Below are 19314 nucleotides of genomic sequence, written 5' to 3'. Positions count from 1 at the left end.
CTTCCGTCTTACAGTTTCACCGGCTGAATGTGCCAGATTTCGTCCGCGTATTCCTGGATGGTGCGATCGGAGGAGAAGTAGCCCATGTTGGCGATATTCAGCACCGCGCGCCGCGTCCACTCGTCCTGATTGAGATACACCTCGTCCACCTTGTCCTGCGTATCCACGTAGCTGCGATAATCCGCCAGCAGCTGGTAGTGATCCCCCAGGTTCACCAACGAGTCGAACAGGTTGCTGTAGCGCTTCGGTTCGTCCGGGCTGAACACGCCGGTGGCGATCTGCGTCAGCGCCTGATGCAGCTCGGGATCCTGCTCGTAGTATTGATGCGGGTTGTAACCGTTGCGGCGCAGTTCCTCCACCTGTTCGGCGGTATTGCCGAAGATAAAGATGTTCTCCTCCCCCACGTGCTCGCGCATCTCGACGTTGGCGCCGTCCAGCGTACCGATGGTAAGCGCGCCGTTCAGCGCAAACTTCATGTTGCTGGTGCCTGAGGCTTCGGTGCCCGCCAGCGAGATCTGTTCCGACAGATCCGCCGCCGGGATAATGATCTGCGCCAGGCTGACGCCGTAGTTCGGAATGAACACCACCTTCAGCTGGGTATGCACGCGCGGATCGTTGTTGATCACTTTGGCCACGTCGTTGATCAAGCGGATGATCTGCTTGGCGGCATAGTAGGCCGAGGCCGCCTTGCCGGCGAAGATCACCACCCGCGGCACACGCTCGATCTCCGGATCGTCCAGCAGGCGGTTATACAGCGTGATGACGTGCAACACGTTGAGCAGCTGCCGTTTGTACTCGTGGATGCGCTTGATCTGCACGTCGAACAGCGCATCCGGGTTAACCACCACGTTGAGCGTTTTGGCGATGTACAGCGCCAGTCGCTCCTTGTTCTGCCGCTTGGCGCGCTGCACCGCCTGCAGGAAACTCGGGTAATCGACGTTGGCTTTGATCTCGCTCAGCTGGCTGAGATCGGTGCGCCAGGTTTGCCCGATGCAGTCGTCCAGCACCGCCGCCAGCGGCGGGTTGGCCAGCGCCAGCCAACGGCGCGGCGTCACCCCGTTGGTTTTGTTGCAGAAGCGATTGGGGAACAGCCGGGCGAAGTCGGCGAACAGCGACTGCACCATCAGCTCGGAATGCAGGGCGGAAACGCCGTTGACCTTGTGGCTGGCCACCACTGCCAGCCACGCCATGCGCACCCGGCGGCCGTTGGTTTCATCGATGATCGAGACCCGCGCCAGCAGGTCGTTGTCGCCCGGCGCCACTTCCTGCACCATCTTGAGGAAGTGATCGTTGATTTCGAAAATCAGCTGCAGATGGCGCGGCAAGATGCGCCCTATCATGTCCAACGGCCAGGTTTCCAGCGCCTCGCTCATCAGCGTGTGGTTGGTGTAGGAAAACACCTGCTCCACCACTTCCCAGGCGTCGAGCCACTTGAATTTGTGCTCGTCGATCAGCCGGTGCATCAGTTCGGGAATCGACAGCACCGGGTGAGTGTCGTTAAGGTGAATGGCGATCTTGTCCGCCAGGTTGTCGAAGGTTTTGTGCATCAGCCAATGGCGGTTGAGGATGTCCTGCACCGTGGCCGACACCAGGAAATACTCCTGCCGCAGCCGCAGCTCGCGCCCGGAGGAGGTCGAGTCGTCCGGATACAGCACGCGCGACACGTTCTCCGAGTGGTTTTTATCCTCCACCGCGGCGAAATAATCGCCCTGGTTGAACTTGCCGAGGTTGATCTCGTTACTGGCCTGCGCGCTCCACAGCCGCAGGGTGTTGGTGGCGTCGGTGTCGAAGCCGGGGATCACCTGATCGTAGGCGATGGCCACGATCTCTTCGGTTTCCAGCCAGCGCGCCTTGGCGCCCTCCTGCTGCACGCGGCCGCCGAAGCGCACCTTGTAGCGGGTGTTGTGGCGCGGAAACTCCCACGGATTGCCGTACTCCAGCCAATAGTCCGGCGATTCCATCTGCTGGCCGTTGACGATGTTTTGCTTGAACATGCCGTACTCGTAGCGAATGCCGTAGCCGCGCCCCGGCAGCGCCAGCGTCGCCAGCGAATCGAGGAAGCAGGCCGCCAGGCGCCCCAGACCGCCGTTGCCGAGGCCAGGGTCGTTCTCTTCTTCCAGCAGTTCACCCAGGCTCAACCCCATTTCGTTCAGTGCGTTGTCGATGTCCTGATAGATGCCCATCGACAGCAGCGCGTTCGACAGGGTGCGGCCGATCAGGAACTCCATCGACAGGTAATACACCTGCCGCACGTCCTGCGACAGCTGGGCGCGGTTGGAGCGCAGCCAGCGTTCAACCATGCGATCGCGCACCGCGAACAGCACGGCGTTCAGCCAGTCGTGCCGGTTGGCGATGGCCGGATCCTTGCCGACGATAAACATCAGCTTATAGGCGATGGAGTGTTTCAGCGCTTCCACACTGACCGTAGGTGAGGTGTAACTAAACGGTGAAGTCATGGCTTTTTGATCCCTTTTAGGGAGCCCAGCCATTCGCCGCGGAATAGCTGGCCCCGCTGAACATGGACGCGGTACGCCGCGCCCCGACAATCAACCCAAACGGCTGCCCGCCGCGCGTCAACCCAAGACGCGAAACGCGGGCTACAAACGTTGATAAAGCGACAGATACTCTTTCGCCGCCACCGGCCAGCCGAAGTCCACGCTCATGGCGTGACGCTGAACGTGGCGCCAGTGTTTCGGCCGGCTCCACAGCACCATGGCGCGGCGGATGGCGTTGCCCAGCGCGACGGCATCGCAATCGTCGAACACGAAGCCGCTGGCGGTGCCGTCGGCCAGATTTTCCAGCGCGCAGTCCACCACCGTGTCTGCCAGCCCGCCGGTGCGGCGCACCAGCGGCAGCGTGCCGTATTTCAGGCCGTAGAGCTGCGTCAGGCCGCAGGGCTCGAAGCGGCTCGGCACCAGAATCACGTCGGCGCCGCCGATGATGCGGTGGGAGAAGGACTCGTGATAGCCGATCTGCACCCCAACCTGCTCGGGATAGTCGGCGGCGGCGGCCAGAAACGCCTGTTGCAGCACCGCGTCGCCGGCGCCCAGCAGCGCCAGCTGCCCGCCCTGCGCCAGCAGCTCAGGCAATGCCTGCAGCACCAGGTCCAGACCTTTTTGGCTGGTCAAGCGGCTCACTACCGCGAACACCGGCAGCGATTCGTCCACCTTCAGCCCCATGGCCTTTTGCAGATGCAGCTTGTTTTTGACCTTGCTTTTCAGATCGTCGGCGTCGTAGCGGGTACTCAGCCGCGGGTCGTGGGCCGGATCCCAAATCTTGTCGTCCACCCCGTTGAGGATGCCGCTCAGTCTGCCCTGCCGCTGCCGTTCCTGCAGCAGCCCCTCCATGCCATAGCCGAACTCCGGCCGGGTGATCTCGCGCGCATAGGTCGGGCTGACGGCGGTCACGTGGTCGGCATAAAACAGCCCGGCCTTGAGGAACGACATCTGGCCGTAGAACTCCAGGCCATAAACGTCATAAAACGACGCCGGCAGCCACAGCTCGGTCACATGATGGGCGGAGAACAGCCCCTGATAGGCCAGGTTGTGCACCGTGAACACCGAGCGCGCCGGGTGGCCGTTGGCGGCCAGATAGGCGCAGCTCAGGCCGGCGTGCCAGTCGTGGGCGTGCACCAGCTGCGGGCGCCAGTAGCGATCCAGCCCCTTGGCCAGCTCGCAGGCCATCCAGCCCAGCAGCGCAAAGCGGCGATGGTTGTCGGGGTAGGCGTACATGGATTGGTCGTGGTACGGGCTGCCCGGCCGGTCATACAGCCAGGGCGCATCGATGAGATAGATGCCCACGCCATGGTAGGTGCCGTAACGCAGGCCCACCCGGCCGGCGAACGAGTCGATTTCCGCCACCAGCACGGTGTCCGGAATGCCGTTGCGTACGTCAGGGAAAGCGGGCAATAGCACCCGAACATCGGCGCCTTCGGCGATTTGCGCCGCCGGCAGTGCGCCAACCACGTCTGCGAGTCCGCCCGTTTTCAGCAGGGGGAACATTTCAGAACATACGTGTAAGACCTGCATTATCACTCCTGAAAGTCGGCCGAAGGCCTCTGGATAAGAAATAAAGCAGGCTTGCCGCTGTTATGTTTGCCGCGTTGCGCAAGCCATCGAACCGTTCATCAGGCGGCAGGCTATCGTTCTGCCGCCCACGTTAACTCACAATTTTGACAACATTTCGCGCGTCACCAGCACGATGCCGCCTTCCGAGCGATAAAAGCGCTTGCTGTCCTCATCGGCGTTTTCCCCGATCACCATGCCCTCCGGAATGTGGCAGGCGCGGTCGATGATGCAGCGCCGCAGGCGGCAGGAACGGCCGACGTTCACGTCCGGCAACAATACGGTAGAGTCGATGGTACAGAACGAGTTCACTCGCACGCGCGGGAACAGCACCGAATGCACCACCACCGACCCGGACACGATGCAACCGCCGGACACCAGCGAGTTCATGGTCATGCCGTGGCTGCCGGAGCGATCCTGCACGAACTTGGCCGGCGGCAGCGGCTCCATGTGGGTGCGGATCGGCCAGGCGCGGTCGTACATGTCCAGCTCCGGCGTTACCGACGCCAGATCGAGGTTGGCGCGCCAGTAGGCGTCCAGCGTGCCCACGTCGCGCCAGTACGGCGGCAGATCGGGGTTGGAGGTCACGCAGGACAAGGTAAACGGATGCGCCCACGCCGCCTGTTGCGCGGTGATTTTCGGGATCAGATCCTTGCCGAAATCGTGGCTGGAGCCGGGGGTCGACATATCCTCTTCCAGCAGCTGGAACAGGTAGGCGGCATTAAAAATATAGATGCCCATGCTGGCCAGCGACATATCCGGGTTGCCCGGCATCGCCGGCGGATCGGCGGGTTTCTCCAGGAACTCGATAATGCGGTCGCTTTCATCCACCTTCATCACGCCGAATTCGCCGGCTTCGCTGCGCGGCACCGGCAGGCAGGCCACGGTGCACTGGGCCCCCTTCTCGACGTGGTCGATCAGCATGCGCGAGTAATCCATCTTGTAGATATGGTCGCCCGCCAGGATCACCACGTATTCGGCCTCATAGCGGCGGATGATGTCCAGGTTCTGGTAGACCGCGTCGGCGGTGCCTTTGTACCAATGTTCGGTGCTGAGGCGTTGCTGGGCCGGCAGCAGGTCGACGAACTCGTTCATCTCTTCGTTGAGGAACGACCAGCCGCGCTGAATGTGCTGCACCAGCGTGTGCGACTGGTATTGGGTGATCACGCCGATGCGGCGGATGCCGGAGTTCAGGCAGTTCGACAGGGCGAAATCGATGATGCGGAATTTGCCGCCAAAGTGGACGGCGGGCTTGGCGCGGGTGGAGGTCAAATCTTTCAGGCGCGAGCCGCGGCCGCCGGCCAGGATCAGCGCTACGGATTTAATCGGCAGCTGGCGCGCCAACATCAGGGGGTCTTTATTTTCAAACCTAACCATAGCGGACTCCTTTTATTATTTCCGTACCAGAACGCAAAGCGAGCGCGCGTCCTGGTGCCAGGCGGGTAACACCGCCCGTGAGTCTTCCTGAGTGAACGGAGCGACAACCTGCCAATCGCCTTCCGGCAACCTCATCTCCACCGTTTGCGGCGTGGCGTTAACCAGCAGCAGCCAGCGCTGCGACAGCAGGATCTGCATAAGCAGATCGCCTTGCTCCCACTGCTGCGCGTCGAGCGCCTGCCCTTGTGCGTTCAGCCACTGCACGCTGCCGTCGTCCTGCTGCCACCAGCGGTCCTGTTGCAACGCGGGGATCCGGCGGCGCAGCGCGATCAGCGCCGCGACGTAATCGGTCAGCGCGTCATCCGCCGTGGACCAGTCGAGCCAGGTGGTGGCGTTGTCCTGACAATAGGCGTTGTTGTTCCCCTGCTGGCTGTGTCCCTGTTCATCGCCGGCCAGCAGCATCGGCGTTCCCTGGGACAGCAACAGCGTGGCGAGCATCGCCCGCTGGCTGGCCCTGCGGCGTTGCACAATGGCGTCGTCGGCGACCAGGCCTTCCACGCCGTGGTTGTTGCTGAAATTACGATCGCTGCCGTCGCGGTTGCCTTCGCCGTTCGGCTGATTGTGTTTCTCGTTGAAGCTGACCACGTCCTGCAGGGTAAAACCGTCATGGGCGGTCAGCATGTTGACGGTGGCGTAAGGCGTTCGCCCGCGCTGGTTGTACACATCGCTGGAGGCGGCAAAACGCCGGGCGAACTGGCCGAGCGACACGCCGCTCTGCAGCCAGAAACGGCGCATGTCGTCGCGGTAATGGTCGTTCCATTCGGCGAAGCGGCCGGGAAACGCCCCCACCTGATAGCCGCCGGGGCCAACGTCCCAGGGTTCGGCTATCAGCTTGCAGCGCGACAGCACATCGTCCGCCAGCATCGCCTGGAACAGCGGCGCATCGCGATCGAACCCCGGCGTGCGGCCGAGCACGCTGCCCAGATCGAAGCGGAAGCCGTCGACGTGGCACTCCCGCACCCAAAAATGCAGGCAGTCCATCACCCAGGCCACGCCCTGCGGCTGATCGAGCCGCAGGGTATTGCCGCAGCCGGTGTCGTTGACGTAGTCCCCTTCCGGCGTCAGCCAGTAGTAGTTCTGGTTGTCGATGCCGCTCAGCGACAGCATCGGCCCGTCCATATCCAGCTCGGCGCTGTGGTTGAACACCACGTCGAGGATCACCTCGATGCCGGCTTGATGCAGCGCCTTGACCGCATCGCGAAATTCGTTCAGCGGCGTGCCGTCGGTGCTCAGGCTGGCGTAGCGGTTGTCCGGCGCATAGGGCGCCAGCACGTTATAGCCCCAGTAGTTGATCAGCCCCAGCCGCTGCAGACGCGGTTCGGAGGTATGTTGCTGCACCGGCAGCAGTTCCAGCGCGGTGATGCCGAGGCGTTTGAAGTGGGCGATCATCACCGGGTGCCCCAGCGCGGCGAAGCTGCCGCGCAGCGCCGGCGGGATCTTCGGGTGCAGCAGCGTCAGGCCGCGTACGTGCGCTTCGTAAATCACCGTCTGCCCCCAGGGCGTGGCGGGCGGGCGATCGTCCTGCCAGTCATAGCATTGGTCCACCACCACGCATTTCGGCATCAGCTCGGCGCTGTCGTGCGGATCCGGCCGATCGTAACCGCCGTGCAGGTGCGGGTGGTCCGCCACCGGCCCTTCCACCGCGCGCGCGGCCGGATCGAGCGCCAGCTTGTTGGGGTTGAACCGCTGTCCGTTCGCCGGGTCGAACGGGCCGTAGACCCGGTAACCGTAACGTTGTCCCGGCTTGCCGCCCGGCAAATAGCCATGCCAGATATCGCCGCTGCGCGCCGGCAGCGGCAGGCGCACCTCACGCTGCTGGCCGTCGAACAGGCACAGCTCCACCCGCTCGGCGTGCGCCGAGTACAGGGTAAAATTGATGCCTTCGCCGTCGTAATGCGCGCCCAGCGGCGCGGCGAGGCCGGCCGTCAGCTCCGTCATGGCGCCTCCCGCAGCAGATAAATGGTCGCCAGCGGCGGCAGCGTCACGCAGATGGAAAAGTCGCGGCCGTGGCTGCCGACCGCTTCGGAAGAGACCCGCCCCTGATTGCCGGCGTTGCTGCCGTGATAGTGGTGCGAATCGGTATTGAGGATCTCGCGATAGTCGCCGGCGCGGGAGAGGCCGATGCGGTAGCGGTAGCGCGGCACCGGGGTAAAGTTGCTGATGGCGATCAGCTCATTGCCCTGCGAATCGTAGCGCGCGAACGCGAACACCGAGTTGTCGTGATCGTCGACCACCAGCCACTCGAAGCCGTCCGGGCGATAGTCACGCTCATACAGCGGCGCCTGCTGCCGGTAGCAGTGGTTCAGATCGCGCACCAGCCGCTGCACGCCGTTGTGCCAGTTATCCAGCCCTTCCAACAAATGCCAATCGAGGCTGGTATCGAAATTCCACTCGCGCCCCTGCGCAAACTCGCAGCCCATAAACAGCAGCTTTTTGCCCGGATGCGCCCACATAAACCCGTAGTAGGCGCGCAGGTTGGCGAACTTTTGCCAGGCGTCGCCCGGCATGCGGTCGAGGATCGATTTTTTGCCGTGCACCACTTCATCGTGCGAGATCGGCAGCACGAAGTTCTCGGTATAGGCATACAGCATGCCGAAGGTCATCTGGTTGTGGTGATACTTACGGTGCACCGGATCGCACTTCATGTAATTGAGCGTGTCGTGCATCCAGCCGAGGTTCCATTTGTAGTGGAACCCCAGACCGTTGGCGTCCGGCGGCAGGGTGACGCCGGGGTAGTCGGTGGACTCCTCCGCCAACGTCACCGCGCCCGGCTGCGCCTGGCCGATAGTCTGGTTGGTATAACGCAGGAAGGCGATCGCCTCCAGGTTCTCGTTGCCGCCGTAGTAATTCGGCACCCACTCGCCGTCGGCGCGGCTGTAGTCGCGATAGATCATCGACGCTACCGCATCGACCCGCAGCGCGTCGATGCCGAAGCGCTCCAGCCAATACAGCGCGTTGCCCGCCAGGTAGTTGCGCACCTCGTGGCGGCCGTAGTTGTAGATCAGCGTATTCCAGTCCTGATGGAAGCCCTCGCGCGGATCGGCGTATTCGTACAGCGCCGTGCCGTCGAAGTTTGCCAGGCCGTAGGCGTCGCTCGGGAAGTGCCCCGGCACCCAGTCGAGGATCACGTTGATGCCCGCCTCATGCGCCGCCGCCACGAACGCCCTGAAATCGGCCGGCGTGCCGAAGCGCCGGGTCGGCGCATACAGCCCCAGCGGCTGGTAGCCCCAGCTGCCGTCGAACGGGTGCTCGTTGATCGGCAGCAGCTCGATATGGGTGAATCCCATGTCCTTCACATAGTCGATAAGCTGCACCGCCAGCTCGCCGTAGCTGAGCCAGAAGTGGTTGTCGGTGTGGCGACGCCATGAGCCGAGATGCACCTCGTAGATAGCGATCGGCTGGTCAAAATCGTTGGCGCGGCGGCGCGCCTGCGTCGACGGCACCACCTCCGGCAGCGGCGCCACCAGCGAGGCGGTGTCCGGGCGCATCTGCGCCTCGAAGGCGTAAGGATCGGCTTTCAGCTGGGTATTGCCGTAGCAATCGACGATTTCATATTTGTACAGCTGGCCGGCCCGCACGCCGGGCAGGAACAGCTCCCAGATGCCGTTTTCACGCCGCAAACGCATCGGATGGCGGCGGCCGTCCCAGAAGTTGAACTCCCCCACCACCGAGACGCGCTGGGCGTTAGGCGCCCAAACGGCAAAGCTGACGCCGTCGACGCCATCCAGCGTGGCGAGGTGAGCCCCCAGGCGTTCATAGGGGCGCAGGTGCGTGCCCTCGGCCAGCAGCCAGCTGTCGATGTCCTGCAGCAGCGGGCCGAACCGGTAGGGATCGTCGACAGTCTGTTGGTGATCGCGCCAGCTGACCTGCAGCTGATAGCGGAAAGGATTTTTGCGCCGCGGCACCACGGCGCTGAAGAAGCCGCGCGGATCGTCGCAGTTCAGCTGCGCCAACCGCCGGCCGGTTTGCTGCTCAATCAGCCAAACCTCGGTGGCGTCCGGCAGCAGCGCACGCACCTGCAGACCGTTATCGGTCGCATGCATGCCAAGCAGAGCAAAGGGATCGGCGTAATGGCCGGAGATGATCTGATCAATCACGTCACGATCGGGAAGTACAGGCATAGTCTTCTTCCTTAGATTAACAGCATGATCTAAGCACGGCTTGTTGGTTATTCCTTGGCCGTTTTGGTCATCATGCAATGCATTCGGACTCTAAAGCGTGATTGCGGTCGGTTATTGACCAATCTTTACTCTGCCGACCTGAATTTCGCTCTTTATGCTTATTTTTTGAAATATTTCAGTCATGGTGAAAAATTGTTCGCCCATGCGTTAAGCATAGCCAATGTCTGTTAAAAACTGCTCAGCATTGCTCAGGAAAATTCTTCATTAAGAAAACTGCCAGCCCGCCGGCTTCTGCATGCGGCGGCCGACGAGGAGATATGCGGGGTGGAGCCCGGTGAAACGAGGCTTGCGGTGACGTTGCCCGGCGCGGTGCGCGGCGAACAAAAAAGCGGAAAATGAGGCTTTAGGGGGCTGAAATCAGCCAGCCCCCCAGGAAGTGCGGGTTTACAACAGGATACGCAGCATGCGGCGCAGCGGCTCGGCCGCGCCCCACAGCAGCTGGTCGCCCACGGTGAACGCCGACAGGTACTCCGGCCCCATATTCAGCTTGCGCAGACGGCCGACCGGCGTATTCAGCGTACCGGTCACCGCCGCCGGCGTCAGTTCGCGCATGGTCAGCTCACGGTCGTTCGGGATCACGCGCACCCAGTCGTTGTGCGTCGCCAGCATCTGCTCGATTTCCGGCAGCGACACGTCTTTTTTCAGCTTCAGGGTGAACGCCTGGCTGTGGCAGCGCAGCGCGCCGACGCGCACGCACAAACCATCGACCGGGATCACGCTGCCGGTGTTCAGAATCTTGTTGGTTTCCGCCTGACCTTTCCACTCTTCACGGCTCTGGCCGTTGTCGAGCTGCTTGTCGATCCACGGGATCAGGCTGCCGGCCAACGGCACGCCGAAGTTATCGGTCGGCAGTTTGCCGCTGCGAGTGGCCTCGGTCACCTTGCGCTCGATATCCAGAATGGCGGAGGCCGGGTCCTGCAGTTCCTTCGCCACGTCGGCGTGCAGCATGCCCATCTGGGTCAGCAGTTCGCGCATGTGGCGCGCGCCGCCGCCGGAGGCCGCCTGGTAGGTGGCGACCGACGCCCACTCCACCAGATCGTTGGCGAACAGACCGCCGAGCGACATCAGCATCAGGCTGACGGTGCAGTTGCCGCCGACGAAGGTTTTGATGCCTTTGTCCAGGCCCTGCTGAATCACCGCGTGGTTGACCGGATCCAGGATGATGATGGCATCGTCCTGCATGCGCAGCGAAGAGGCCGCGTCGATCCAATAACCCTGCCAACCGCTGGCGCGCAGCTTAGGATACACTTCGTTGGTATAATCGCCGCCCTGACAGGTAATAATGATATCGAGCGCGCTCAGCGCGTCGATGTCATACGCATCCTGCAGCGTGCCCTGCTGGCCGCCGAAGGCCGGCGCGGCAGAACCGTGCTGCGAGGTGGAGAAAAAGACCGGGCGAATGGCGTCGAAATCGCGCTCTTCCGTCATGCGTTGCATGAGAACCGAGCCGACCATTCCGCGCCAACCGATGAAACCAACGTTTTTCATAATATCTGTTTCCCGCCCGGATAAGGGCTATGTAGGTGATAACGAGTTGTGTGCAATATCTCCTCACCTTACAAAATGTCGGCGCGGGCGCAAAGTGAATTTATTCGATGGCTGAGGATTTCTCAGCAATCCTTCTTATAGGCAAGGACGCGGCCGGAAAGGCCGAGGCGTTTTCCCGATCACGAGGTCACCATGACAGAGATGATTTCCGCTACGGTATTGCTGTTTTTAATTATGGATCCGCTGGGCAATCTGCCGATTTTCATGTCGGTGCTCAAGCACCTGGAGCCGCGCAGGCGCCGGGTGGTGCTGATCCGCGAGCTGCTGATCGCCCTGCTGCTGATGCTGATTTTCCTGTTCGCCGGCGAGAAAATTCTGGCGTTCCTCAACCTGCGCACCGAAACCGTCTCCATTTCCGGCGGCATCATTCTGTTTCTGATCGCCATCAAGATGATTTTCCCGTCTCAGGAGGGCAACAGTTCGGGGCTGTCCGCCGGCGAAGAGCCTTTCCTGGTGCCGCTGGCGATCCCGCTGGTGGCCGGGCCGTCGATTCTGGCAGCGCTGATGCTGCTGTCGCACCAGTATCCGCATCAGCTGCCCCATCTGGTGGCGGCGCTGTTGATCGCCTGGGGTCTCTCTGCGGCCATTTTGCTGATGTCGAACCTGTTCCTGCGCCTGCTGGGCAGCAAAGGCGTCAGCGCGCTGGAGCGGTTGATGGGGCTGATTCTGGTGATGCTGTCGACCCAGATGTTCCTGGACGGCGTGCGGGCTTACATGAAGCTGTAGGCGCCTGACGGCGCCGACGACGGCCCGCGCTTAGCGGGCGGTGATACGGTTGATGCAGGCGAGCGTGTCGGCGACCACGCCGTCCAGCGGCTGGTTGATGTCGATCGCCTGCACATCCGGCTCCTGCTCGCCCGGCTCTTCCAGCGTGGCGAACTGCGAAACCAGCATCTGCGGTTTGAAGAAGTGGCCTTTGCGCTGCTTCAGGCGCTCCTCAATCACCGTTTTATCCCCTTTCAGGTAGAGGAAATGCAGGTTGCGATTGCCTTCGCGCAGGCGGTCGCGATAGCTTTTTTTCAGCGCCGAACACACCAGCAGCGACACCGGATTGGTACGTTGCATGGCGAAGATGGCGTCGTTGAGCGCAGCCAGCCACGGAGCGCGATCGTTGTCGTCCAGTGCATGCCCGGCGGCCATTTTGTTGATGTTGGCGCGCGGGTGCAGGTAATCGCCGTCCAGCATGGCGGCATCGGCTTCCCGGGCGACGGCGCTGGCCACGGCGGATTTACCGCTGCCGGACACCCCCATCAGGATAAATACGTGATTCTGCGGATTACTCATTGTGTCATGCCCTTATGGGAACTGGCGCGAGCGCGCCAAATGCGTCCCAACTGATAAAGATACTCTGGAACGCCGACGCCCCGCAGGGCGTCGGATAACGATTATACGACCGTCGCCAGCAGCAGGCAGCCCACCAGGCCGCACACCGAGATGATGGTTTCCAGCACCGACCAGGATTTGATGGTTTCCATGATGCTCAGGTTGAAGTACTCCTTGAACAACCAGAAGCCCGGATCGTTAACGTGCGAGAAGATAACGCTGCCGGAACCGACCGCAATCACCATCAGCTCAGGGCTGACGCCGGTGGTGGCGATCAGCGGGGCGACGATGCCGCCGGCGGTGATCGCCGCCACGGTGGCGGAACCCAGCGCCAGACGCAGCGCGGCGGCGATCGACCAGGCCATCAGGATCGGCGAAACGTTGCTGCCTTCCATCAGGCCGGCGATGTACTGCTCGACGCCGCTGTCCACCAGCACCTGTTTGAAGGCGCCGCCGCCGCCGATGATCAACAGCATCATGGCGATGATTTTAATCGAGTCGGTGATGGTGCCCATCACTTCATCCATGGTGCGGCCGCGGTTCAGGCCGAAGGTGAAGATAGCGATCAGCACGGCGATCAGGGTCGCCATCACCGGGTCGCCGAAGAACTCGGCGAAGCGCAGCAGGCTGTGGCCCTTCGGCAACACCATTTCAGCCACCGCGCGCAGCGCCATCAGGATCACCGGCACCAGCGACGTGGCGACGCTGACGCCAAAGCTCGGCATCTCTGCTTCGGTAAAAGTTTTCGGGTTGTACAGGCCTTCCGGCACCGGCTTGTCGATGCCTTTCAGGAAGCGGGCATAAACCGGGCCGGCCAGGATCACCGTCGGGATCGCCAGCAGCGTGCCGTACAACAGGGTTTTACCCATGTCGGCATGGAAGATGGTGGCGATGGCCGTCGGGCCCGGGTGCGGCGGCAGGAAGCCGTGGGTCACCGACAGCGCGGCGGCCATCGGCACGCCGACGTACAGCAGCGGGATGCGCGCGGAGGCGGCGATGGTGAACACCAGCGGCAGCAGCAGCACGAAGCCCACTTCGTAGAACAGCGCGAAGCCGACGGTGAAGCCGGTCAGCACCACCGCCCATTGAATATGTTTTCTGCCGAACTTGTCGATCAGCGTGGTGGCGATGCGCTGTGCGCCGCCGCAGTCCGCCAGCAGTTTGCCGAGCATGGCGCCGAAGCCCATGATCAGCGCCAGGCTGCCCAACGTGCCGCCCACGCCGGCCTTGATGGAGCCGATGACCTTATCGACCGGCATACCCTGTGCGATCCCGACCGCCAGAGCAACCAGCACCAAAGAGATAAAGCCGTTCAGCTTGAAGCGGATCATCAGCAGCAGCAGCAGCGCTACGCCGCCTGCAACAATCACTAATGGCATAATTTTTCTCCAACCTTTTATCGCGACTCTCTTTACGATAGGCGTAAAGCGTGCGGTTGTTTTATTTTTAGGCTCTTTCCCGGTGTTTAAGAAGAGCTGTAGGTGTTGTTGATTCAGAGGTTCAGTCTTGCAGCAAGATGACCGCACGCTCGTTGTTACCGGTATCATGATACCGGTAACAACATGAGCGCCGGAACCGGGTAAGCGGCTAAAATTCGCGTTCTGGGACAGAGATCAAACTTATGCCGGCAACGACCGGCGGGCTTACAGGCGGGATAACCCGCGCGCCTCAGGGCGCGCTGCAAAAAGAAAGGGTGTTAAAACAGAACGTTAAAATGGCTCAGATACTGCCGCCGGGGATCACGGTGAAACCGACGTCCACCATGCGCGGGCACACCGTTTCGCCGCGCAGCCGGGCCAGCAAACGCTCGGCACCGATCTGCCCCATGCGTTCGCGCGGCGTCAGCACGCTGGCCAGCTTAGGCACCATCACCTGGCCGATATCATGGCCGTGGAAACCGGCGATCGCCATGTCCTGCGGGATCGACAGCCCCTGCCGCTGGCACTCGAAGGCCGCGCCGATCGCCAGGTCATCGTTGGTGCAGAAGATACTGTCGATCTGCGGATAGTCGCGCTGCGCCAGGCGCAGCAGCTCGCCGCCGGCGGAATAGGAGGAAGAACGCGCGGTCATGATGCTGTAAGGCTCCAGGCCGGATTCGCGCATCGCCTGCTCATACCCCTGCTGCTTGATGAGGGTACGTTCATCCTGACGGGCACCGAAATAGACCACGTGACGGTGGCCGTGCGCGATGATCTGCTGGGTCATCTGGCGCGCCGCCTCGAAGTTGTTGAAGCCCACCGCCAGATCGATGCACGGCGAGACGCAGTCCATCAGCTCCACCACCGGAATGCCCGCCACCTCGATCATTTTCAGGGTGCGCGCCGTGTGATGGCGCTCAGACAGGATCAGGCCGTCGATATTGTAAGACAGCAGCGAGGTCAGACGCTCTTCTTCACGCTCCGGCAGGTAGCCATAGTGCGCCAGCATGGTCTGGTAGTTGTGCGCGTCGGTGACGCTTTCGATGCCGCGCAGCACTTCGGCGAACACCTGGTTGGTCAGCGACGGCAACAGCACGCCAATCGCCCGGCTGGTGGCGTTGGAGAGGATGTCCGGCGCGCGGTTGGGGATGTAGCCCAGCTCATCCAGCGCGACGGCGATTTTTTGCTGCAGGGCGGCAGAAACCTGGTCGGGATTGCGCAGATAACGGCTCACCGTCATCTTGGTCACGCCCACCTTGTCCGCCACATCCTGGAGTACCGGCCGTTTTTTCTTCATTATCAATGAACTGACTAACCGTGAATGGGCAGTCATTTTAGCAAAAAAAACGGCGGGCCGATATTGTCGGTTATGCGACGGCCAACGCAAAAAGGGCTCACAGCGTGAGCCCTTCATACGGTGACAAAGGGGAAAAAGCGTGGTTTTTCCCCTTTGTGATTGTCAGCCGAAAATCAATAAATTGATTTTCCTTGTTTTTATATGCTGCCGGCTTTCAGGCGGGTAACGTCATCAGGCTTGTCGTTAACCTCAAGGGCTCACAGCGTGAGCCCTTGAAATTTACCGCTTAATCACACCGCCGGCAGATCGAACAGCAGGATTTCGCTCTCTTCGTCGGCCTGGATCGTCAACGCCGATTCATCCCACACCGCGAATGCGTCGCTGATGCCGGCGGCCTGGCCGTTGACCGAGACCTTGCCGCGCACCACCTGGATCCAAATGCGACGGCCGGCGGCGATCGGGTACTCACCCTGTTCGCCTTTATTCAGCGCCCAACGCGACAGCGTCATATCCTGGAACACCTTCAGCGAACCGTCGCGCGCATCCGGCGACAGCACCAGCTGACGGCCCTGCGGCGCGTCGAACATGCGCTGCTCGTAGCGCGGCTCCAGCCCGACCTGATCCGGAATGATCCAAATCTGGTACAGGTGCAACGGACGATCCTGATTGGCGTTGTACTCGGAGTGACGCACCCCGGTGCCTGCGCTCATGATCTGGAATTCGCCGGCCTGGATCTGCTCCTTGTTGCCCATGCTGTCCTGGTGTTCCACCGTGCCGCTCAGCACGTAGGTCAGGATTTCCATATCTTTATGCGGATGGGTACCGAAACCCTGCCCCGCGTCGATCACGTCTTCGTTGATCACACGCAGCGCCGAGAACCCCATAAAGTTCGGATCGTAGTAGTCGGCAAAAGAGAAGGTGTGCCAGCTATCCAGCCAGCCATGATTGGCGTGGCCGCGGTCTTCCGCTTTACGTACATAAATCATATTCAACTCTCCTCAATGTTTTTTTACAGTCTAGTCCTGCGGGCAGAATAAGAAAGCGTAAAAAACTCATGCCTCTGTTCAAAAATTTCGATGGAATGAAGCGGCAGATGGGCAACGGATTTGTTGAAGGCGGAAGCGGTTGAAAAAGGGCAAAAAAAAAGCCAGCACCCGAGCTGGCTAAGTAAACACTGGAAGCAATGTGAGCAATGTCGTGCCTTCGCAGCGAGAGTATCAAGGGTTGATGCCCTCCCCGGAACGCATCGCAATAATAATCATTATCATTCGCACCTGTAAAGCGTTTTTTTTGACCCGTTCAAATAATATTGACTCAAGGCAGTAAACGGATAAATTCAGAGGTTATTCAACCGGTAAGCAACAGGAGCAGCGAGATGAGCGAGATCGTGATACGCCACGTGGAAACGACGGATGCGCAAGCCCTGCATCATCTTTATTCGCAGACGCCCGTCTACCGCGATACGCTGCAGCTCCCGCTACCGTCCGTCGAGTCCTGGCAGAAGCGCCTCGCCAATCCCGAGCCGGGCACGCATAACCTGGCGGCCTTCATCGACGGGCAGCTTGCCGGCCAGCTGGCCGTCATTCTGAATCAGCGCGTGCGCCGCCGCCACGTGGCCACCTTCGGCATCGGCGTCGATCCTCGCTACCACGGCAAAGGCGTTGGCAGCCGCCTGATGCAGGCGATGATAGACCTGTGCGACAACTGGGCGGCCATCGAGCGCATCGAGCTGACGGTGTTCACCGACAACCCGGCGGCCATTGCGCTGTACCGCAAATTCGGTTTCGAGATAGAGGGCACCAGTCGCGCCTATGCCATGCGCGACGGCGTATTGGTCGACGCCTACCATATGGCGCGTTTGCGCTCCGGGCAGCCGCACGGCGATGCGTAATCGTCCTCACCCACAGGGGCCGCTGCGCCGGCCCCTGTACATCAACCGCCGAACCTTTTTACAAGCGCTGGCCGGCCTGACCGCCGCCGCCGGCATATTCTCTCCTCTCACCTCGTTAGGTGCCTCTATGCCAACTTCCGCCGCCGGGCGCCCAGGCGCCCGCAACCTGATTACCGATGTGCCAGGCCTGAAGGTCGGCGTGGCGCAAAACAGCCGGGTGCGTACCGGCACGACGGTTATCCTGCCGGACAGCCCGGCGATCGCCGCCGTGGACGTGCGCGGCGGCGGCCCCGCCACCCGGGAAACCGACGCGCTGGGTGAAGACAATTTGGTACAGACCGTCGATGCGCTGACGTTCAGCGGCGGCTCGGTTTACGGCCTGGCGGCGGCGGATGGCGTCGCAGCCTGGCTGGGGCAACAGGGCCGAGGCTACGCGCTGCGCCCGGCCCCCGGCGTGCCGGTCTCCCCTATCGTGCCCACCGCCTGCCTGTACGATCTGGCCAACGGCGGCGACAAAAACTGGCAGCTCACGCCGCCGTATCGCCAACTGGGCATCGATGCGGTCGGCAAGGCCGGATTGGACTTTCCGCTGGGCACCGTCGGCGCCGGCTACGGTGCCATGACCGGCATGGGTAAGCTGAAAGGCGGCCTCGGCTCGGCATCTATCATTGCCGCCAATGGCGCTACCGTCGGCGCACTGGTGGCGGTCAACAGTTTGGGTGCGGTGGTCGCACCCGGCACCCGCGCCTTCTGGGCGACCCCCTATGAAATTGACGGTGAATTCGGCAACGGCGGCGCAGCGGCGCTGGCGCAACTGCGCGCGCAGGGCGAAGATTGGATGGAACAAGAGCCGCAGGGCGGCAGAAAGAACACGACCCTGGCCTGCATCGCCACCGACCTGGCGCTGACGCGGGTGGAGTTGAAACGGGTGGCCATCATGGCGCAAGACGGCATGGCGCGCGCCATCCGCCCGCTGCACAGCCCGTTTGACGGCGACGTAGTGTTCGCCCTGTCCACCGGGCAGCGCGAGGTTCAGGGCAGCCGCGAACTGGCGGTGCTGCAGATCGGCGCGCTGGCGGCGGACACCCTGGCCCGGGCGATCGCCCGTGGCGTACATGCCGCCACGCCGTGGCCCGGCAGCCAGGTCGCAACCTGGCAAACGCTCGGCGGCTAACACGCCGCCACCAAAAAAGGGGCGCTGGCGCCCCTTAATCATGATTAACCCTCGTCGCTTAAATGCCGGCGGTTTCCCGAATATAACGGCGCGCTTTTACCGCATACTCGAACGGATTGGCCAGCGCCGGATCCTGCTCGGCCTCCACCACCATCCACCCTTTGTAACCGCGCTCGTCCAGTAGCTTGAACACCGGCCTGAAGTCGATCACGCCATCACCCGGCACGGTGAAGGTGCCCTTCTTCACGCCGTCGAGGAAGCTCAGCTTGTTGGCCTTCACTTCCGCCACCACCTCATCGCGCACGTCCTTCAGATGGACGTGGTTGATGCGCGGCAGATACTTCTCCAGGATCGCCATCATCGCCTGCTGGCTGCCTTCCGAATAGTAGGCATGGCCGGTATCGAACAGCAGGTAGACGTCGTCGTTGACCATGCTCATGTAGCGATCGATTTCGGCCGTGGTCTGAATGCCGGTGCCCATGTGGTGGTGCAGACAAACCTGCATGCCTTTGCCGGCGGCGATCTTCGCCAGCTCGTTGTAACCGTCGGCCACGCGCTGCCACTCTTCATCGCTGAAGTACGGCTTCTCTTCGAACACGCCTTTGGTGGTGCCCTGAATGCTCTTGCTCTGCTCGGAGCAGCCGATCACCCTGGCGCCCATGGCATGCAGGAAATTCATGTGGTTGATAAATTCATCGATGGTTTTGTCTTTCTGGCCGTCGGCGAAAAAGGTGCTGAACCAGGCGTTGCAGATCTGGATGCCGCGAATATCCAGCATCGGCTTCAGCACCGCCGGATCGCGCGGGTATTTGCTGCCCACTTCGCTGCCGGTGAAGCCGGCCAGCGCCATTTCGCTGACGCACTGCTGGAAGGTGTTTTCCTTGCCCAGATCGGGCATGTCGTCGTTGGTCCAGCCGATCGGCGCAATGGCCAATTTCACGTTGTCTTTATTCATGGTCTGCCTCGGTCCTTGGAGGGCCG

At 61.8% G+C, this 19314-nt stretch carries 14 protein-coding genes; 3 read left to right on the top strand and 11 right to left on the bottom strand.

The genetic code is table 11. From position 1 onward, the window contains the following. Nucleotides 1-8 precede the first annotated feature (8 nt). From glgP to asd, 6 genes are all read right to left on the bottom strand, one after another. Nucleotides 9-2456, bottom strand: coding sequence for a glycogen phosphorylase (glgP, locus tag EKL15_RS06345; RefSeq protein WP_055311829.1), 2448 nt, complete (start codon nucleotides 2454-2456; stop codon nucleotides 9-11). A 141-nt stretch (nucleotides 2457-2597) separates the two neighbouring features. Next, entirely contained in the window at nucleotides 2598-4028 is a 1431-nt protein-coding gene (gene glgA / locus EKL15_RS06340) for a glycogen synthase GlgA (RefSeq protein WP_049202834.1), read from the bottom strand. Nucleotides 4029-4163: 135 nt separating this feature from the next. After that, on the bottom strand, nucleotides 4164-5441 hold the full coding sequence (gene glgC / locus EKL15_RS06335) for a glucose-1-phosphate adenylyltransferase (RefSeq protein WP_004930810.1): 1278 nt from the start codon (nucleotides 5439-5441) through the stop codon (nucleotides 4164-4166). 15 nt (nucleotides 5442-5456) lie between these two features. Further along, complete coding sequence (gene glgX, locus EKL15_RS06330; protein WP_100396764.1) at nucleotides 5457-7439, bottom strand: glycogen debranching protein GlgX; 1983 nt, start codon at nucleotides 7437-7439, stop codon at nucleotides 5457-5459. Beyond that, complete coding sequence (gene glgB, locus EKL15_RS06325) at nucleotides 7436-9622, bottom strand: 1,4-alpha-glucan branching protein GlgB (RefSeq protein WP_060441400.1); 2187 nt, start codon at nucleotides 9620-9622, stop codon at nucleotides 7436-7438. Before glgB ends, glgX begins: the two co-directional genes overlap by 4 nt. Nucleotides 9623-10066: 444 nt before the next feature. Next, complete coding sequence (asd, locus tag EKL15_RS06320; protein ID WP_016930397.1) at nucleotides 10067-11170, bottom strand: aspartate-semialdehyde dehydrogenase; 1104 nt, start codon at nucleotides 11168-11170, stop codon at nucleotides 10067-10069. 192 nt (nucleotides 11171-11362) lie between these two features. Here asd and EKL15_RS06315 point away from each other — a divergent pair, with 192 nt between their 5' ends. Further along, entirely contained in the window at nucleotides 11363-11956 is a 594-nt protein-coding gene (locus tag EKL15_RS06315; RefSeq protein WP_025159894.1) for a YhgN family NAAT transporter, read from the top strand. Between the two features lie 30 nt (nucleotides 11957-11986). Here EKL15_RS06315 and gntK read toward each other — a convergent pair whose 3' ends face one another. From gntK to EKL15_RS06295, 4 genes are all read right to left on the bottom strand, one after another. Continuing rightward, nucleotides 11987-12514, bottom strand: coding sequence for a gluconokinase (gene gntK, locus EKL15_RS06310; RefSeq protein WP_033649350.1), 528 nt, complete (start codon nucleotides 12512-12514; stop codon nucleotides 11987-11989). A gap of 101 nt (nucleotides 12515-12615) precedes the next feature. After that, a complete protein-coding gene (gntT, locus tag EKL15_RS06305) occupies nucleotides 12616-13932 on the bottom strand; it encodes a gluconate transporter (RefSeq protein ID WP_033636339.1) in 1317 nt (438 codons plus the stop codon). A 340-nt stretch (nucleotides 13933-14272) separates the two neighbouring features. Next, a complete protein-coding gene (gene gntR, locus EKL15_RS06300) occupies nucleotides 14273-15268 on the bottom strand; it encodes a gluconate operon transcriptional repressor GntR (protein ID WP_060424481.1) in 996 nt (331 codons plus the stop codon). A 290-nt stretch (nucleotides 15269-15558) separates the two neighbouring features. Further along, the gene (locus EKL15_RS06295; RefSeq protein WP_100396765.1) at nucleotides 15559-16254 is read right to left on the bottom strand and encodes a pirin family protein; all 696 of its coding nucleotides are present in this window, start codon (nucleotides 16252-16254) and stop codon (nucleotides 15559-15561) included. A gap of 389 nt (nucleotides 16255-16643) precedes the next feature. Here EKL15_RS06295 and EKL15_RS06290 point away from each other — a divergent pair, with 389 nt between their 5' ends. After that, nucleotides 16644-17159 (top strand): GNAT family N-acetyltransferase, encoded by a 516-nt coding sequence (locus EKL15_RS06290; RefSeq protein ID WP_100396766.1) that lies wholly within the window; start codon nucleotides 16644-16646, stop codon nucleotides 17157-17159. After that, nucleotides 17152-18333, top strand: a complete 1182-nt coding sequence (locus EKL15_RS06285; protein WP_100396767.1) for a P1 family peptidase — start codon at nucleotides 17152-17154, stop codon at nucleotides 18331-18333. The genes EKL15_RS06290 and EKL15_RS06285 overlap by 8 nt, the downstream gene beginning before the upstream one ends. Before the next feature lie 58 nt (nucleotides 18334-18391). Here the strand turns inward: EKL15_RS06285 and iolE are convergent, their stop codons facing one another. Beyond that, entirely contained in the window at nucleotides 18392-19288 is an 897-nt protein-coding gene (iolE, locus tag EKL15_RS06280) for a myo-inosose-2 dehydratase (protein ID WP_019455194.1), read from the bottom strand. Nucleotides 19289-19314 lie beyond the last annotated feature (26 nt).

The sequence above is a fragment of the Serratia sp. 4542 genome (assembly GCF_016805595.1).
GTDB lineage: Bacteria > Pseudomonadota > Gammaproteobacteria > Enterobacterales > Enterobacteriaceae > Serratia > Serratia nevei.
Note: the sequence above shows the minus strand (reverse complement) of the source record. Positions and strands in the feature narration are given on the sequence as shown.

What these genes read in the sequence shown, in the direction of transcription:
- glgP (WP_055311829.1), bottom strand. Translation starts at nt 2,456, where the DNA reads ATGACTTCACCGTTTAGTTACACCTCACCTACGGTCAGTGTGGAAGCG.
- glgA (WP_049202834.1), bottom strand. Translation starts at nt 4,028, where the DNA reads ATGCAGGTCTTACACGTATGTTCTGAAATGTTCCCCCTGCTGAAAACG.
- glgC (WP_004930810.1), bottom strand. Translation starts at nt 5,441, where the DNA reads ATGGTTAGGTTTGAAAATAAAGACCCCCTGATGTTGGCGCGCCAGCTG.
- glgX (WP_100396764.1), bottom strand. Translation starts at nt 7,439, where the DNA reads ATGACGGAGCTGACGGCCGGCCTCGCCGCGCCGCTGGGCGCGCATTAC.
- glgB (WP_060441400.1), bottom strand. Translation starts at nt 9,622, where the DNA reads ATGCCTGTACTTCCCGATCGTGACGTGATTGATCAGATCATCTCCGGC.
- asd (WP_016930397.1), bottom strand. Translation starts at nt 11,170, where the DNA reads ATGAAAAACGTTGGTTTCATCGGTTGGCGCGGAATGGTCGGCTCGGTT.
- EKL15_RS06315 (WP_025159894.1), top strand. Translation starts at nt 11,363, where the DNA reads ATGACAGAGATGATTTCCGCTACGGTATTGCTGTTTTTAATTATGGAT.
- gntK (WP_033649350.1), bottom strand. Translation starts at nt 12,514, where the DNA reads ATGAGTAATCCGCAGAATCACGTATTTATCCTGATGGGGGTGTCCGGC.
- gntT (WP_033636339.1), bottom strand. Translation starts at nt 13,932, where the DNA reads ATGCCATTAGTGATTGTTGCAGGCGGCGTAGCGCTGCTGCTGCTGCTG.
- gntR (WP_060424481.1), bottom strand. Translation starts at nt 15,268, where the DNA reads ATGAAGAAAAAACGGCCGGTACTCCAGGATGTGGCGGACAAGGTGGGC.
- EKL15_RS06295 (WP_100396765.1), bottom strand. Translation starts at nt 16,254, where the DNA reads ATGATTTATGTACGTAAAGCGGAAGACCGCGGCCACGCCAATCATGGC.
- EKL15_RS06290 (WP_100396766.1), top strand. Translation starts at nt 16,644, where the DNA reads ATGAGCGAGATCGTGATACGCCACGTGGAAACGACGGATGCGCAAGCC.
- EKL15_RS06285 (WP_100396767.1), top strand. Translation starts at nt 17,152, where the DNA reads ATGCGTAATCGTCCTCACCCACAGGGGCCGCTGCGCCGGCCCCTGTAC.
- iolE (WP_019455194.1), bottom strand. Translation starts at nt 19,288, where the DNA reads ATGAATAAAGACAACGTGAAATTGGCCATTGCGCCGATCGGCTGGACC.